At 39.7% G+C, this 12,810-nt stretch carries 13 protein-coding genes and 1 tRNA gene; 7 read left to right on the top strand and 7 right to left on the bottom strand.

The annotated features are described in order from the left end of the window. Positions 1-24 precede the first annotated feature (24 nt). The 3 genes from B4Q04_RS03650 to B4Q04_RS03640 all read left to right on the top strand — a co-directional run bounded on the left by B4Q04_RS03650 (position 25) and on the right by B4Q04_RS03640 (position 1,669). Positions 25-978 carry a type IX secretion system membrane protein PorP/SprF gene (locus B4Q04_RS03650; RefSeq protein ID WP_013993065.1) on the top strand — a complete coding sequence of 318 codons (954 nt, stop codon included), beginning with the start codon at positions 25-27 and terminating at the stop codon, positions 976-978. A gap of 110 nt (positions 979-1,088) precedes the next feature. Continuing rightward, complete coding sequence (gene folB, locus B4Q04_RS03645) at positions 1,089-1,451, top strand: dihydroneopterin aldolase (protein WP_013993064.1); 363 nt, start codon at positions 1,089-1,091, stop codon at positions 1,449-1,451. 147 nt (positions 1,452-1,598) lie between these two features. Further along, positions 1,599-1,669: transfer RNA gene (locus B4Q04_RS03640), tRNA-Cys, on the top strand. Between the two features lie 87 nt (positions 1,670-1,756). Here the strand turns inward: B4Q04_RS03640 and B4Q04_RS03635 are convergent. The 3 genes from B4Q04_RS03635 to rnr all read right to left on the bottom strand — a co-directional run bounded on the left by B4Q04_RS03635 (position 1,757) and on the right by rnr (position 5,473). Further along, entirely contained in the window at positions 1,757-2,425 is a 669-nt protein-coding gene (locus tag B4Q04_RS03635; protein ID WP_013993063.1) for a LysE family translocator, read from the bottom strand. Positions 2,426-2,540: 115 nt separating this feature from the next. Next, positions 2,541-3,221, bottom strand: coding sequence for a head GIN domain-containing protein (locus tag B4Q04_RS03630; RefSeq protein WP_088696022.1), 681 nt, complete (start codon positions 3,219-3,221; stop codon positions 2,541-2,543). A gap of 56 nt (positions 3,222-3,277) precedes the next feature. Continuing rightward, a complete protein-coding gene (rnr, locus tag B4Q04_RS03625) occupies positions 3,278-5,473 on the bottom strand; it encodes a ribonuclease R (protein WP_013993061.1) in 2,196 nt (731 codons plus the stop codon). A gap of 664 nt (positions 5,474-6,137) precedes the next feature. Here rnr and B4Q04_RS03620 point away from each other — a divergent pair. The 3 genes from B4Q04_RS03620 (at position 6,138) to B4Q04_RS03610 (ending at position 8,087) form a co-directional block, all read left to right on the top strand. Next, entirely contained in the window at positions 6,138-6,569 is a 432-nt protein-coding gene (locus B4Q04_RS03620) for an RpiB/LacA/LacB family sugar-phosphate isomerase (protein WP_013993060.1), read from the top strand. Positions 6,570-6,721: 152 nt separating this feature from the next. Further along, positions 6,722-7,639 carry a cation diffusion facilitator family transporter gene (locus B4Q04_RS03615; RefSeq protein WP_088696021.1) on the top strand — a complete coding sequence of 306 codons (918 nt, stop codon included), beginning with the start codon at positions 6,722-6,724 and terminating at the stop codon, positions 7,637-7,639. Positions 7,640-7,643: 4 nt separating this feature from the next. Then, on the top strand, positions 7,644-8,087 hold the full coding sequence (locus B4Q04_RS03610; RefSeq protein ID WP_013993058.1) for a GNAT family N-acetyltransferase: 444 nt from the start codon (positions 7,644-7,646) through the stop codon (positions 8,085-8,087). Positions 8,088-8,134: 47 nt separating this feature from the next. Here B4Q04_RS03610 and B4Q04_RS03605 read toward each other — a convergent pair whose 3' ends face one another. The 3 genes from B4Q04_RS03605 to dcm form a co-directional block, all read right to left on the bottom strand. Continuing rightward, complete coding sequence (locus B4Q04_RS03605; RefSeq protein ID WP_013993057.1) at positions 8,135-8,509, bottom strand: hypothetical protein; 375 nt, start codon at positions 8,507-8,509, stop codon at positions 8,135-8,137. A gap of 257 nt (positions 8,510-8,766) precedes the next feature. After that, the gene (locus B4Q04_RS03600; protein ID WP_088696020.1) at positions 8,767-9,381 is read right to left on the bottom strand and encodes a hypothetical protein; all 615 of its coding nucleotides are present in this window, start codon (positions 9,379-9,381) and stop codon (positions 8,767-8,769) included. Between the two features lie 30 nt (positions 9,382-9,411). Further along, the gene (gene dcm, locus B4Q04_RS03595) at positions 9,412-10,638 is read right to left on the bottom strand and encodes a DNA (cytosine-5-)-methyltransferase (protein WP_013993055.1); all 1,227 of its coding nucleotides are present in this window, start codon (positions 10,636-10,638) and stop codon (positions 9,412-9,414) included. 83 nt (positions 10,639-10,721) lie between these two features. Here dcm and B4Q04_RS03590 point away from each other — a divergent pair, with 83 nt between their 5' ends. After that, on the top strand, positions 10,722-11,915 hold the full coding sequence (locus B4Q04_RS03590; protein ID WP_088696019.1) for a C40 family peptidase: 1,194 nt from the start codon (positions 10,722-10,724) through the stop codon (positions 11,913-11,915). Positions 11,916-12,045: 130 nt separating this feature from the next. On the opposite strand, the gene B4Q04_RS03585 is transcribed toward B4Q04_RS03590, so the two are convergent. Continuing rightward, the gene (locus tag B4Q04_RS03585) at positions 12,046-12,450 is read right to left on the bottom strand and encodes a hypothetical protein (RefSeq protein WP_123772326.1); all 405 of its coding nucleotides are present in this window, start codon (positions 12,448-12,450) and stop codon (positions 12,046-12,048) included. Positions 12,451-12,810: the final 360 nt, after the last annotated feature.

Below are 12,810 nucleotides of genomic sequence, written 5' to 3'. Positions count from 1 at the left end.
ACTTAACCTACAACCTACAGTACCATGCGCAAATTTATATGGACCTTGCTGCTCTTATCGGGCATTACAACCGCGAGAGGCCAGGAGCTCAATTCGCCCCAACTCTCTCAATATTTGGCAGATAACCCATTTGTTCTCTCTCCGGTCTATGCCGGTATCGGAGATCATGTAAAAATCAGGCTTAACGGTCTTACCCAGTGGGTAGGTATTAAAGATGCCCCACAGACCCAATCTTTGGCAGCAGATATGCGTTTAGGCGAACAATCTGGTTTAGGACTGTTCTTGTACAACGATAAAAACGGCTATACGAAACAACAGGGGGCAAGGGTTTCTTTTGCACACCACTTGACCCTTGATAGATACGATGACGAATTTCTATCATTCGGTATTTCGTATAACTTTAACCAGTTTAGAATAGATGTCGATAAGTTTGTAGATGCCAACCTGGATCCCGGGGTTATCAACAACCGCCAGACCAGTAACCATAACTTTGATGTAGGTGCTTTGTACCGATACGGTAAATTCTATATCAGTGCCAACGCTTCTAACCTTTTAGGTAAAGATCCCAGTAATTTTACCTTTAATGTGGACGAACCTAACGAACTAAGAAACTACTATGTATATACCGGTTACCGTTATAGGAAAAACAAGAACAGTGACCTGGAAATAGAACCCTCTTTATTGTTCAAAATGTTCGAAAGTGATGGTCGATCGGAAACCGATTTAAACCTAAAATTCAGATGGTACAATTTTGAGGACTATTTTTATGCAGGTGTGAACTATCGTTTCCTAAATGACCAGATCGGTAGTCCGCTCTATATTGCACCCTTTGCCGGTCTAAAAAAGAACAATTTCTATTTTGGTTACTCGTATCAAATCATTCTTAATGAGATTATTACCTACAGTACTGGTACCCATGTAGTTACCATTGGTGTAGACTTGTTTCAAGGGCTTAGTAACTGTCGTTGTACGTATTAATAAAAAACATAGCAACAGTTTTCAACATGAACATATTTCTAAAAATTACATCTTAGCTTTTTATCCTTATTTGGCCTGTTTCAATTAAGTTTGCAGAAATAAATTTTATTTTGGATAAGGTTAAGGTTAATAACATAAGGGTATATGCCCACCATGGTTGTTTGGCGGAAGAAACCGCTATAGGTAGTGAATATTTGGTCAATGTTGCCGTAGATGCCGACCTAAGCAAGGCATCGGTTTCCGACAAGTTATCCGATACGGTAGATTACGTTCACATCAACCGAATTGTAAAGGAGGAAATGAAAATTCCCTCCAAACTTTTAGAGCATATCGGTAAACGGATCTTAGATCGAATATTTAAGGAAATAGCCATCGTTCAAAAAGCGGAGGTCGAGGTTTCAAAAATCAACCCTCCCATAGGTGGTGACGTTGAAAAGGTGACCATCGTTTTGAAGCAAAAACGAAAAAAATAGTTTTTTTAAGCGCTTTTAACATCATCCTAAACAACTGTAAATCTTTACCCTTACCCGTTTCCTTGCACTTTGTAAGTAGAACCGGTGAAAAAAAAGTAAAGTAAAAATAACATTTCCATCAAAAAAACTATCTTTGCACCTGCAAATGGCATCGTGGCCGAGTGGCTAGGCAGAGCTCTGCAAAAGCTTGTACAGCAGTTCGAATCTGCTCGATGCCTCAACAAAAAACCTTCGTAAAATACGAAGGTTTTTTTGTTTCCATTAGTGTACCATATCTTCAATAATCCAAATGACACCGGTTTCTTCTATAATTTTTCAATACGCTCTATACCGTTTTCAATATTGAACCGGTCTTTTGGTAAGAAGCCTTTGACTATAAGTACAATTCCGCATATGATAAGGATAATACCTATGCCCTTTTTTATAAGATAAATTCTATTGATCGTTAGCTTTTTCTTCAATTGTTTCGCCAGGAGAATTTTAAAGATATCGGTTACAAAATAAGCCCCGACCATGGTCGAAAAGAATACGATGATACGATTGGGATCATTATTCAGGCTCGGTCCGACCACAATGATAATCCCCAACCAAAAAACAAGTACACCGATGTTGATAAAATTGAGCAGAAAACCTTTGACGAACAGCCCCAAGTAATCACTTTTTTTGACTTTGATGCTCGTATCGACCTGTTTAGGAGGTTTTTTAAAAATGGTGGTAATCCCATAAACCAGAAGAATCACGCCCCCAAAGACATAGAGTCCGGGTTGGTTACTCAAATTTTCTAGAAGTTGAAAACTACTGAAATAGGCGATAACAAGAAAAAGGCCATCGGCAAGGATAACCCCGAAATCAAAAACGATTGCGGCCCTAAACCCTTTAATGGCACTAGTTTCAAGAAGCACAAAAAACACAGGCCCGATCATAAAGCTCAATAAAAAGCCTAATGGAACTGCTGCCTGAATGTCTTCCCACATGCGTTTTCTGCGTATTATAATTAATCGTTCGGGTACGGTGCAATCATTGACGCTATTGGTCTAAACGACAATGTTCATCATACAAAACTACGGGATTACAACAGGAATGAAAAAATTACATTCGAATTACCTTACCTCCAAAAACCGTTTTCTCATCCATTTTTGTTGGATTTCCATAAACCAGTACTTCTCCACCTGCCTTTACCGTAGCCTTTACATAGTCTGAGGCAAAGATTTCGGCCCTCGATCCCGCATTTACGTTAATGGTTGAAAACTTTGTCTTGAACTCCTTCCCTTCATAGATACCACCGGTATTAATGGCTACGTCCTGCAAATTTGAAGAGCCCTTGGTGACTATAACCCCACCTGTAACCGTCTTTATCAACATTTGTTCAACTTCTGCCTTGATGTCGAGCTCACCACCCTCTTGGGCCTTTAATTCAAGAACCTCTTGTTTTATAGACTGTTCACTTATGATGCGGGCATCTTCGTTAACGTCTATAACTACCAAGTTTTCGGTATAGTACAACTCTACAAAAGTGCGGTAACCACTAAAGATCTTTCCTATTTGCATTCGGATCTTAAGCACCCCATCGTTATTAACAATGGCCACCTTGTTGATATTCTCACCGGTTATGATCGCTTTGTTCACATCTGATTTTATCAGTTTAACCGATAGACCATCAAACGCCTTGACCTCAGTAAACTTCGTAAGGTCTTGTGTCATTTTTTCCCCTTGGGCCTCAAGTAAATTTTGCCCGAGTATAAAAACGACAAGCCACACAACTTTTTTCATGATGTACCTTTTAGGTTTATTATCGTTCAAAAACAAAATCCATTCAAAGAAATGGACTATCCCTCATGTTTTCCTAGCAGTGAAAAATCGAGATGGCGTTTGACCAAATCGGTATTTTTAACCATAACTACGACTTCATCGCCTAACTGATAGGTTTTCTTTGTTTTTTCACCTACAATAGCGTACTCCTTTTCATCAAAGGTATAATAATCATCTTTTATATCGCTTATCCTGACCATGCCCTCACATTTGTTGGCAATGATCTCGACGTAAACGCCCCATTCGGTGACCCCGCTGATTACCCCCACAAACTCTTGGTCTTGGTGGTCTTGCATAAACTTGATCTGCATGTATTTGATCGAATCGCGTTCAGCGCTAGAGGCCAAGTACTCCATATCCGACGAATGCTTACATTTCTGTTCGTAAACCTCTTCTTTGGCCGAATCGCCCCCATCTAGGTAATGTTGCAACAAACGGTGCACCATGACATCGGGATATCTTCTGATCGGCGAAGTAAAATGGGTATAGTAATCAAATGCCAAACCATAGTGCCCAATATTTTGGGTCGTATAGATGGCCTTGCTCATACTACGTATGGTCAGCGTATCGACCAAATTCTGTTCCTTCTTGCCCTTAACGTCGCTCAAGAGCTGGTTTAGAGAGGCGCTAATGGACTTTTTATCTTGAAAGTCGATCTTATGCCCGAACCTTGATATCAAGCCGTTAAGCGCGATTAATTTGTCTTCGTCCGGATCATCGTGGATACGATATACGAAGGTTTTTTTCGGTTTTTGTTTTCCGATAAACTCGGCCACCTTTCTATTGGCCAGTAGCATAAATTCTTCGATCAATTTATTGGCATCCTTAGATTCCTTAAAGAAGACTCCTATAGGCTCGCTATTTTCGTTCAGATTAAAACGTACTTCTACCTTATCGAAAGAAATAGCCCCTTGTTGCATACGTTTATCACGCATAATTTTTGCGAGACGGTCCATCTCCAGGGTCGCCTTAACTACATCATCGGAAACCGAATAGGCCTCTTCGCGTATAGAAATATCCTCAGGGATATGGCCTTCGCCGGTTTCTATAATATGTTGGGCTTCCTCATAGGCAAAACGTTCGTTCGAATTGATGACCGTTCGACCGAACCATTGGTTCTTTATCTGTGCCTTTTTATCGATTTCGAAAATTGCCGAAAAAGTATATTTTTCTTCATTCGGCCTTAGGGAACAGGCATTGTTCGACAAGACTTCCGGAAGCATGGGTACCACTCGATCCACCAAATAGACCGACGTAGCCCTTTCATAAGCTTCATCATCTAAAATGGTATCGGGTTCAAGGTAATGCGAGACATCGGCAATGTGGATACCGATCTCATAATTGCCATTTTCTAGCACTTCAAAGGAAAGGGCATCATCAAAATCCTTGGCATCCTTGGGATCGATAGTAAAGGTCAATGTATCTCTCATATCCCTTCTTTTGGCAATCTCCTCTTCCTTTATGGAAGTATCTATCTTATCGGCAAAATGTTCTACTTCCTCAGGAAAATCGTAGGGAAGTCCGTATTCGGCCAAAATAGCGTGAATTTCGGTATTGTGTTCCCCGGGTTTTCCGAGAACCTCGGTAATTTTTCCGGTAGGGGAATCGTCTCCATCAGGCCAACTTTCGAATTTTACGACTACTTTGTCACCATCGTTGGCATCCTTTATCTGGCCTTTCGGGACAAAGAAATCGGTATACATCCTAAAATCGGTAGGACGGACAAAGGCAAAGGTCTTCTGCAGATCGACTATACCGACAAACTCGGTTTTCTTACGTTCCAATACTTTGGTAACCTCACCTTCCAGCTTCTTTCCTTTTCTTCTAGGAAAGATATATACCTCAACGGTATCGCCGTGAAAGGCCTTGTTTACTTTATTGTACGGAACGAATACGTCATCGTCTAGACCTTCTATAACGATATAGGCATTCCCACGTCCGGTAAGGTCAACCGTACCGACACTGTATTTTTTAGTACTAGAGGCGATAGCCTTGTAACTTCCTTTGGCTTCTTCCTGTATTCTATTCTTTTCTTTGAGCTGCCCTAACCTTTTTATCAATTGGTTCCGGTCTTGAGTGTTATCTAGACCAAGTAAGGCGGCCATTTGTTTATAATTAAAGCTCTTCTGAGGTTCTTTTTCAAGAATAGTGAAGATACCTTTGGTTATCTCGTTGTTTTTATGGTTACGAGATTGTTTTTTCTTTTTTGACATTAACTGTTTTTATTTGAACGTAAATTACGAATTATAATCGACTACCCTTTATTGTTCCCCTCATCTTGATCTAAAACAAGGTTATCAACAAGTATATTATAATTTCTTTTTCTTTTAAATTTTTAAAAAATAAAATGGTGGTTATGATAGCTTGTTAATAGTGCTCATAAAATTATGGGAAAAAATTTGCTGTGAACGTGTTTAAGAAGTTGTTGACAATCTATACAATTATCATTTATCGGAAAACCAATGCAATAGAATAATTATCCATAATCGTTCATAAGGTTTATCAACATAAATTTTTTAATAAGTAAACGTAAATTTAATGTTAATTAGAGTAGATAAGATTTTAATAGCGGATTATAAAAAGAGGAAAAATATATTTCTCATTTCACGAATAGTTTTGTAGAGTACTATTCCAACGAGAAATCAAAATTTAAGATCTAATTTCTATTGTAAGGTTATTAACAATAAATACACCTTTTAACAATGACAAATTAACAACGTACATCCCTTGTAATAAAACTTATGTTGTGAGTGTATCATAAATTGTGGTGAATCAGTTCTATTTGTACCTTTACGCCTAAAATCAAAGGTTTTTTAATAGGGACATACCTCTATATATAATGTCAAACCATTCGTCCCATATAAGAAGTAAGATACAATGAAAATAGCTATTGGTAACGATCACGCAGGTACAGATTATAAATTGGCCATTGTTGGGCTGTTAAAATCTATGAGTATAGAGATAACGAATTATGGTACCGATACTATCGATAGCGTAGACTATGCCGATTTTGTACATCCTGTGGCGACCGATGTTCATAACGACGATGTTGATTTTGGTATCATTATATGTGGAAGCGGTAACGGCGCTTCAATGACGGCCAATAAGCATCAAAAAGTACGTTGCGCCTTGTGTTGGACAAAAGAGATCGTTCAACTAAGTAGGGAACATAACGATGCCAATATATTGAGTATTCCTGCACGTTTTGTTTCATTGCCCCAGGCATTGGAAATGGTAAAGACATTTTTAGATACGCCTTTTGAAGGCGGTAGGCACGAAAGAAGAATAGAAAAAATTCCTTGTAGTTAAAAAGGTAAAGCCCTACTTTTATAAAAGGGTTTACCAATTACCTTTCAATCGACCACCACACCAGTTTAGATACCATGGGCCTATAACGTGCAATGCACTTTATGACCTTGCCATTACCGTTAAGATAACTGTTAATTTATTTTTGAGACGAAATGGGAAACTTACATGATCGTTCCCACGGCCATTCGCATTCCGATTTAAAGGGAAGAAACCTAATCATATCTATTTTCCTGAACCTGTTGATAACGGTTTGTCAAGTTATTGGGGGCCTCGTTTCAGGTAGTTTGTCCTTGCTTTCGGATGCCTTGCACAATTTTAGTGATGTACTTTCTCTTATCGTTAGTTATATCGCTACGTTGCTAGCCAAAAAAGAGGCCTCTACCAATAGAACTTTCGGCTATAAACGCGCCGAGATCATTGCTGCCTTTATCAATGCGGCTACATTGATCGTAGTGGCCATTATTTTAATCAAAGAAGCTTCGGAACGTTTTTTGCAACCCCAAAAGGTAGAATCGGACCTGGTTATTTGGCTTTCGTTATTGGGTATTGCCGCCAATGGTTTTAGTGTACTGTTGTTGAAAAAAGATTCACAGAGCAGTATGAACATGAAATCTGCCTATTTGCATCTGTTAACGGATATGTTGGCTTCCGTAGCGGTACTTATCGGTGGCTTGGTAATGAAATTTTATGAAGTATATTGGGTAGATGCGGCCTTAACCCTGGTGATTGCCCTTTACCTGATTTTTGTAGGGTATGATTTATTAAAGGAATCGACCCGGGTCTTAATGCTCTTTACACCTAATACCATTCAGGTTCGGCAAATTGTCGAAGAGGTAGGCATGATCGATTCGGTGAAGAATATACATCATATTCATATCTGGCAATTAAATGAAAATGAGGTACACCTAGAGGCGCATGTAGATTTCAAGGAAGACATCAGGCTTTCTGAGTTTGACAAGGTTTTGGGGCAAATAGAGGAAATTGTATATCACAAATTCGGTATCAACCACGTTACTATACAGCCTGAATACGGTAAGAGTGATAGCAAACAGATAATAGTTCAAGATTGATAGAATGAAAATACATATAAAATCGTTTGAAGAACTAACGACAACGGAGCTTTATGAGCTACTTAAGATAAGAAGCGAAATATTCGTTGTTGAACAAGATTGCGTGTATTTGGATATCGACGGCAAAGACCAGAAGGCCCTGCACGTCATAGGAAAGAGAAACAATGAAATTGTAGCGTATACACGTATTTTTAAAGGGGGGGATTATTTTGAAGAGGCCAGTATCGGTAGGGTAGTGGTCAAGGCTTCAGAAAGAAAATACGGCTACGGAAAAGAAATCGTTAAGGCTTCAATACATGCCATAGAAGATCATTTTAAGGAAAGGCGTATAAAGGTATCGGCACAATTGTACCTTGAACGCTTTTATCACACCTTAGGTTTCAATCAAATAGGCGATGGTTATCTCGAAGATGGTATACCCCATATTGCAATGATCAGAAATAAGTAAGGCCCGTTTATACGGACCTTTTATTTTTATAATTACAAAATGTACGATTAAATACGAATAGGTTCTTTGTTGGTAAGGTTGATATCTTCCAACATATTATCGGTGAACTTGTAGTGTCCCTTGGTGGTAATGATACGGAACCGGTTCGAGTTCATTCGACTTAAAGTATCCAAGAAAAGCCATTTGGTTTTTAAGAGTCTTGGTTTAGATGATTTAAGGCTAATTTCAAAGTAATATTTTCTACCGTTCTTAAGGGCTACGATATCTGGTGTAATCTTTGAATCGCTTCCTTTTCTAACATAGGATTTAGGAGTTTCGTACCCCTCTATATCCGCTTTAATATCTTCAAAGCCGGTAGCTTCGAGATGATTGATCGACTTCTCTAAAAATTCCTTGTTTTCTGACTTTTCTGTTGTTACCATAAAGGATAAGATAGTAAAATTTTGCACAAAAACAAGTTTTTAGTATTGATTAACAGCATTTTAAGAGCTTAAGACCACTTATCAATTTTTATAGTACTATTTGTCAAAACCGACCAAATAGTCTGTTAGCGATTGGTCCGCTTGGGAAATAGAAGATTCTCAACCGATAAAAAGAAGCTTTCAATCGGTGTAAACCTATACTGCTGTATATATTCATGTGTTTGCCCAATTTACCGACCAAGCGGTCTGTAAAAGTTTTAGGCCAGTCTTTTGGCCACACCGGATTCCTCTAAAAAATCGAGTTTCAAAATAAGGTTTAAAGGCCTTTCCGCCTTGTTTTTGGTTGACGAAAATAGATATCCTTCGCTTCTATGGTGTAGCATATCCAGTTTTATTTTGCCGTGCAGCTTTTGGCGCAATAAGGCATACTTTTTTATGGAGGCCGCGGTAATGGAACGGCGTTTCAAAAGGGCAATGAGTTTTTGCCGGTTTACCAAGGTGATTTTACATGAGGTAAAAGTGTTCGGGGCATCGGCATAAATAGAAGTAATCAAAGCATAGAAATCCGTTTTCTTTGAGGTATCGAATAACCAACCTTTCTTTAATGAACCTTTCTTTTCATAACTCAGTTCAAAGGCAAAGGTGGGCAGGTTTTCATTGACATAATCGAGCTGTGCCTTTTCGTCTATAAAAAATTGCTTTCCATTGGTTTTATGCGTAAAGATGAGGTCTATACCTTTCAATTGGCGTCTTAGATCGCTTACCCGCTCAAAAGTGTAATGTTTAAGGTAGTGTTTGTAATAGCGGTCCAGTAAAATATAAAGCCTTTGTTCCCGCTCTAGATCCGATTTGAAATTACTCTGAGTGGACATATTACATTGATGGATGTAATTTTTAAGGGATTAAACTTCAATTTTATCCGCTAGGGCTTCGGCTATTTTTTCAACAACGCCGACAACCAGGGCATTGCCCATAAAAAAAGCCCGTTTGGTATCGCTTATGCCCTCTAAAAGGGTGTGATTGTCAGGAAACATATTCAGGCGTTCGAGTTCTATGGGCGTTAAGCGTCTCAATCCCTTTTTGGTCTGTACCACATGCTTGAAACGAGAAGGCGATTTTCCGCCCTCTCCGGTAATGATCGTCCTTGAAGCATTGTCCAATGCATCGGGAAATATCATTCCCCCTTCGCTGTAGTTATAAGTAAAACCTGATTTGGCCGTTCGTACTTCCTTTTTGGCCCCTTTTAAGTATTCCCATTTAGGATAGTCCTCTTCGGGAATGAAAAAGGCTTCGGTGACTTCCCCGTTTTGAAGCACATCGCCCAAAACGGTACGTTTGCCATCGTAGCTAGGTGCCGTTTTTACGGTAAAGACCTTTCCGTCGATAAATACCCCAGAGTTTTGAAAAGGGGAAAGTCCTTCTCCCAAATTAAAATTCTCCGAAATATGTACCAAATCTCCCTCGATTTCGAAGGAGGTGGGCTTTTGTACCGTTTGTTGAACGGGAAAAGCAGCGGGCATCGTTCCCGATGTATGTACCCAATCGGCGGCATCCGATTTTTTAAGGGCATTATAAAGGGGGGTTGATTTGTGGTAGCCCAAGAAAAAAATACGTCTACGGCGTTGGGGCATACCATAATCCGCAGCGTTTATCACGCGCCATTCGACGGCATAGCCCAGGTCGTCCAAACTTTTCAACATAATGGCAAAATCACGGCCACGTTGGGCGGAAGGTGATTTTAACAGGCGGTCTACATTTTCAAGAAATAAGTACTTGGGTGGGTTTTTCTTTTCAGACAATATGCGGTGTATGCTCCACCAGAGGACCCCTTTTTTACCGATCAGCCCTTTAGAATTTTGTAAAGTGGTCGCTACCGAGTAATCTTGGCAGGGAAAACCACCAACCAAAAGGTCGGCATCGGGAATGGCGTCGGTAGGTACTTCGGCTATATCTTTGTTGCAATGGTTCGCCTTACCGAAGCGGGCCTCATAAACGATAGAGGCATGTTGCGTTTTTGTAGAAGGTTCCCATTGGTTGCTCCAGACCACCTCGTATTGTCCGGTTTTTTCGAGTCCGAGGCGGAATCCCCCGACCCCTGCAAAAAGTTCTATTGCCTTGAGTTTGCTCATTTGCGATAAAATTACATAATTTCACGAAGAGACTGTTTCAAAATAGCCTCTAATGCAACGAAAAAATGATAATAAATTTAAGAATGAAGGGATATAAGATAGGTGGTTTGATCATTGGTTTTTTAGTATTGTTTTTGGTTTCCTGTACCGAAAAAAGCAAGAAGGAAGCCAAACTTTTAAAGACCATTTCTGAAATACGGGAGGAATATGCACCGGATAAAAGAACCGCACTTTTTGATGTACACGTTTTTACCGATACCGAAAAATATATATTAAAAGGAGAAAGCAACCTGCCGGAAGCTATAGGGAAATTAAGGGCCACCTTAAAGGCAGAAAACATTACCTATACCGATGCCATAGAAATATTGCCTTCAAAGGAACTCGGGAAAAAGACATGGGCCGTTGTCAATATCTCGGTGGCCAATCTTAGGAGCAAGCCCAAACATTCTGCAGAATTGGCCACACAGGCTACCTTGGGTACCCCGGTAAAGGTTTTTAAGAAAGACGATGACTGGTATTATATTCAAACTCCCGATAAATATCTGTCTTGGGTCGATGCAGGGGGAATTGTTCTGATGGATAAAAGCCAGGCTGAAAACTGGAAAAGCAAGGACAAACTTATTTATACCGCAACGGCAGGATATTCCTATCAGGATGCCGAGGAGGAACAACGGGTTTCCGACTTGGTTGCCGGTGATATTTTGGAAATGATAGGGGAGACCGAAGAATTTTTTGAAGTGCAATATCCCGATGGAAGAAAAGCTGTTGTAAGCAAAGAAGAATCGGAACCGTACCAAAGCTGGTTGGAAAAGTTGGAACCTACCCAAGAAAGCCTTGTCGCCACCTCAAAAACCCTAATGGGGGTGCCGTATTTATGGGGAGGGACCTCGACTAAGGGAATGGACTGTAGCGGTTTTACCAAAACTATCTTTTTCCTTAACGGAATGGTCATTCCCAGAGATGCTTCACAGCAGGTACATACAGGTAAAGCCGTTGATTCTGTAAAGAATTTTGATAAGCTACAAAAAGGCGATTTGTTGTTCTTTGGAAAAAAAGCAACGGATTCGTCCCCTGAAAAAGTAGTACATGTAGGTATGTGGATCGGCAATAATGAATTTATTCACGCCTCGGAGATGGTACGCATTAGCAGTATGGATAAAAATGCCGATAACTATGACGAGTTCAACCACGACCGTTATCTACGCTCAAAACGCATCTTAAAGGAAAATGATGATGCCTTAATTAGTTTGGTTAAAAACCCTGTTTTTAAGGATTAATGTTCGTTATGGGCACGAGCATGATGCTGGCGCAAGCATCATGCTTGTGCCAATGGCTATGGATGGTTTTACTTAGCACCAGTATGAGGCGTGCCTTAGCGGGCGGTATGAGCAGGTATGAAATAGAAGCTTAATGGCCCGTCCCAATTTTAACTGTAGAAACAATGGTTTCCATATCTTCAAGGCTCTGATGAATACTTACATAAGCGTCCAATTGGAGCAGTCCATCATAATCAATAGGTTCTCCGTTATCTAATTTTGAAACAACGGTTTCTCCAACGGAACACGTACATTTTTTGAGCGTGATAGCAATATTATCTTTTTCATCACCACTACTGTACCTAATGTAAGCAGGATGTTCATCCGTATTGGAATCGACTAATTTTACCAATACGTTTGTCGTGCCATCATCTCCTTCCGTAAAGGTTACTGTACCGGTAACATTGAAACCTTCCGTGGCTTCAAGTTGATATACTGTGCTTCGTAAGGCCTCTTCATGATCATCATCTTTGTTACAAGCCACTGATAAAACCACAATTACAAATAAAGACAGAAGTGATATATACCTTTTCATTCTACAGTTTATAGATTTTAATTACTTTTTTTCGACCCTTTTAAATAGATAATAGGGCCACCCAAAAAAAGATGCTAATGTAGATATTAAAATATTACGGAAATTAAGAAATTAAGAAATAATAGGGATTGAAAAAATAATTTACGTTCGTAGCGAAACCCTTGCTTAAAATAGCGGGTTCTTTCTTAATATTCTCTTGGTGATGTGTTTAACACTCCCCATGGTTTTGTCTATTCGTCTTCAAAGGAACTACCCGCCCTTCGGGAACTGCCTTCAAAGGGGTGTTTTTTACTTAACACGGGCATGATGTTCGTGCTAGCG

This window comes from Zobellia sp. OII3 (assembly GCF_002211465.1).
In the GTDB taxonomy this organism is placed as follows: domain Bacteria; phylum Bacteroidota; class Bacteroidia; order Flavobacteriales; family Flavobacteriaceae; genus Zobellia; species Zobellia galactanivorans.
Note: the sequence above shows the minus strand (reverse complement) of the source record. Positions and strands in the feature narration are given on the sequence as shown.

Bases quoted from the DNA above. Each gene is read 5' to 3' on its own strand.
- B4Q04_RS03620 (WP_013993060.1), top strand. From the start codon at position 6,138: ATGAAAATAGCTATTGGTAACGATCACGCAGGTACAGATTATAAATTG.
- B4Q04_RS03635 (WP_013993063.1), bottom strand. From the start codon at position 2,425: ATGTGGGAAGACATTCAGGCAGCAGTTCCATTAGGCTTTTTATTGAGC.
- B4Q04_RS03605 (WP_013993057.1), bottom strand. From the start codon at position 8,509: ATGGTAACAACAGAAAAGTCAGAAAACAAGGAATTTTTAGAGAAGTCG.
- B4Q04_RS03630 (WP_088696022.1), bottom strand. From the start codon at position 3,221: ATGAAAAAAGTTGTGTGGCTTGTCGTTTTTATACTCGGGCAAAATTTA.
- rnr (WP_013993061.1), bottom strand. From the start codon at position 5,473: ATGTCAAAAAAGAAAAAACAATCTCGTAACCATAAAAACAACGAGATA.
- B4Q04_RS03610 (WP_013993058.1), top strand. From the start codon at position 7,644: ATGAAAATACATATAAAATCGTTTGAAGAACTAACGACAACGGAGCTT.
- dcm (WP_013993055.1), bottom strand. From the start codon at position 10,638: ATGAGCAAACTCAAGGCAATAGAACTTTTTGCAGGGGTCGGGGGATTC.
- B4Q04_RS03650 (WP_013993065.1), top strand. From the start codon at position 25: ATGCGCAAATTTATATGGACCTTGCTGCTCTTATCGGGCATTACAACC.
- B4Q04_RS03590 (WP_088696019.1), top strand. From the start codon at position 10,722: ATGAAGGGATATAAGATAGGTGGTTTGATCATTGGTTTTTTAGTATTG.
- B4Q04_RS03615 (WP_088696021.1), top strand. From the start codon at position 6,722: ATGGGAAACTTACATGATCGTTCCCACGGCCATTCGCATTCCGATTTA.
- B4Q04_RS03600 (WP_088696020.1), bottom strand. From the start codon at position 9,381: ATGTCCACTCAGAGTAATTTCAAATCGGATCTAGAGCGGGAACAAAGG.